At 72.2% G+C, this 2,819-nt stretch carries 2 protein-coding genes and 1 pseudogene; 1 reads left to right on the forward strand and 2 read right to left on the reverse strand.

From position 1 onward, the window contains the following. Window positions 1-294: pseudogene (locus QM633_RS05940) on the reverse strand (hydrolase); the annotation flags it as partial. Between the two features lie 85 nt (window positions 295-379). Here QM633_RS05940 and QM633_RS05945 point away from each other — a divergent pair. Next, window positions 380-2,419 carry an NAD(+) synthase gene (locus tag QM633_RS05945; protein ID WP_415152813.1) on the forward strand — a complete coding sequence of 680 codons (2,040 nt, stop codon included), beginning with the start codon at window positions 380-382 and terminating at the stop codon, window positions 2,417-2,419. Between the two features lie 61 nt (window positions 2,420-2,480). Here the strand turns inward: QM633_RS05945 and QM633_RS05950 are convergent. Then, the coding region (locus tag QM633_RS05950) for a hypothetical protein (protein ID WP_415152814.1) at window positions 2,481-2,819 on the reverse strand (339 nt) is incomplete at its 5' end.

Raw genomic sequence — 2,819 nt, forward strand, 5'->3', positions numbered from 1 at the left:
CCCCGCAGCCCGGACGGCCGCCAGCGCGGGCAGCCAGGCCCGGTCGAGGCTGGCCGGGTTGCCCGCCACGCGGCGTCCGGCCACCAGCCACGGCTGCCGGTACCGCAGCACGCTGATCCCGGACGCGGGAAGTTCGCGGGCCAGCAACGCGAGGTCCCACGCATCCACGCCGCCACCCGCGCCGTGGCCGAGGAGCAGCATCGCTGTGGCCTCGGTCGCCGCGTCGACCCGCAGCTCGCCGGGCCCGTCCGGGGTCTCCACACTCAGCGCTTCGGTCAGGGGCACAGTCGCCATGGACCCAGTGTGACGCCTACCCCAGGAGTCCGACGATCGGTGGACGTGGCATGCTGAGCGCGACACCGCAGCCAGGAGCACAGTCATGGACTTCTACAACCTCTACGAGCACGGGTTCGCCCGGGTGGCGGCCTGCACGCTGCCGATCGCGATGGTGCAGCCCCGGGCCAACGCCCAGGCCGTGCTCGCCCAGGCCCGCGAGTGCGCGGACGCGGGCGCCTGCCTGGCCGTCTTCCCCGAGCTCACCCTGAGCGGCTACTCCATCGAGGACCTCCTGCTGCAGGACACCCTGATCGAGGCCGTCCAGGACGCGCTCGCCTGGCTCGTCCCGCAGACCGCGGACCTCGGCTGCGTGGTCGTTGTCGGAGCCCCACTGGTCAGCCTCAACCGGCTCTACAACTGCGCGGTGGTCCTGCACCGCGGCCAGGTCCTCGGCGTGGTGCCGAAGTCGTACCTGCCGACCTACCGCGAGTTCTACGAGCGCCGCCAGATCGGGCCCGGCGACGACGTGACCGGGGAGATCCGGGTGGCCGGCGAGGACGTCCCGTTCGGCTCCGACCTGCTGTTCGCCGCCGACGACCTCCCCGGCTTCGTCCTCAATGTGGAGATCTGCGAGGACATGTGGGTGCCGGTACCGCCGTCCGCGGAAGCCGCGCTGGCCGGTGCGACGGTGATCGCGAACCTGTCCGGCTCGCCGATCACGGTCGCGAAGGCGGAGGAGCGCAAGCTGCTCTGCGCGTCCGGATCGTCCCGGCTGATCTCGGGCTACGTCTACGCCGCCGCCGGCGAAGGCGAGTCGTCCACCGACCTGGCCTGGGACGGGCAGACGCTCGTCTACGAGTCGGGGACGCTGCTGGCCTCCTCCGAGCGGTTCCCGTCGGGGAGCAGGGCGTCCATCGCCGACCTCGACCTGGGCTCGCTGGTCCAGGACCGGCTCCGGCAGGGCACCTTCGACGACAACCGCCGCACCCACGCCGAGCGGGTCAACGAGTACCGCACGGTCACCTTCGACCTCGTCCCGCCGGCCGGTGACCTCGGTCTGCGGCGTCCGCTCGCCCGGTTCCCGTTCGTGCCGGCGGACGCGGCCCGGCTCGCCCAGGACTGCTACGAGGCGTACAACATCCAGGTCTCCGGGCTCGAGCAGCGGCTCAAGGCGATCGGGCAGCCGAAGATCGTGATCGGCGTCTCCGGGGGCCTTGACTCCACCCACGCGCTGATCGTGGCCGCGCGCGCGATGGACCGGCTGGGCAGGCCGCGGACGGACATCCTCGCGTTCACCATGCCGGGCTTCGCCACGTCCGCCCACACGAAGAACAACGCGACCGCGCTGGCGACCGCGCTCGGCGTGACCTTCGCCGAACTCGACATCACCGGGACGGCCCGGACCATGCTGGACGAACTGGGCCACCCGTTCGCCGAAGGGGAGCCGGTGTACGACGTCACCTTCGAGAACGTCCAGGCCGGGCTGCGGACCGACTACCTGTTCCGGCTGGCCAACCAGCGCGGCGGGATCGTGCTGGGCACGGGCGACCTGTCGGAACTCGCGCTGGGCTGGTGCACCTATGGGGTCGGCGACCAGATGAGCCACTACAACGTGAACGGCGGCGTGCCGAAGACGCTGATGCAGCACCTGATCCGCTGGGTGATCAGCTCGGCGCAGTTCGAGGAGGCCGTGTCGGTGACGCTGCAGGCGATCCTCGACACCGAGATCACGCCCGAACTGGTGCCGGTCGGCGCCGGTGAGACGCCCCAGTCGACCCAGGCCGCCATCGGGCCGTACTCACTGCAGGACTTCACGCTCTTCCACGTCCTGCGGCGCGGGATGAAGCCGTCGAAGATCGCCTTCCTGGCCTGGCACGCCTGGCACGACGCGGACGCCGGCGAGTGGCCCGAGGGCTTCCCCGTCGACGAGCGGACGTCGTACGACCTGGCCACGATCACGACGTGGCTGGAGGTCTTCTGCAAGCGCTTCTTCGGCTTCGCACAGTTCAAGCGCTCCGCGCTGCCGAACGGCCCGAAGGTCGTCCGCGGCGGCTCGCTGTCACCGCGGGGCGACTGGAGGGCACCGTCGGACACTTCCGCGGCGCTGTGGCTCGCCGACCTGGCCAAGGTGCCGACCCGGTAGCCGGCCCAGGAATCAGCCGGCCCAGGAATCCCGGGTCGGTCCCGGGACGCACGGCTCCGGCCTACTCGGCCGGAGCCTGCGCCTCGACGACGGCGTCCGCGGCCTCGACCACCTCGGCCACGGGCGCCTCGGCCTCGACCACCTCGGCCACAGGCTCCTCGATCACCACGGCCTCCACCACCACGGATTCCTCCGCGGGGGCGAGTTCGGGGACGGCGTCCGGCGCCAGCAGCGCCGCGACCGCCTGGGCGAGTTCGTCCACGGGCTCGGGAAGGGGAAGTTCGGGGGCGTCCACGTGCGGCGCGTGCTCGTGGGCGTGGGCGGCCAGCAGCACCGGGGACGGCGCAGCGGGCTTCGGATCCTCCCGGCGGCCGCGCGAGGCGCGGCGGGTGGTCTGGGC

Origin of the sequence: Propionicimonas sp. (assembly GCF_047606205.1) — a bacterium.
Classification (GTDB): Bacteria; Actinomycetota; Actinomycetes; order Propionibacteriales; family Propionibacteriaceae; genus Propionicimonas.

What these genes read in the sequence shown, in the direction of transcription:
- QM633_RS05945 (WP_415152813.1), top strand. Translation starts at nt 380, where the DNA reads ATGGACTTCTACAACCTCTACGAGCACGGGTTCGCCCGGGTGGCGGCC.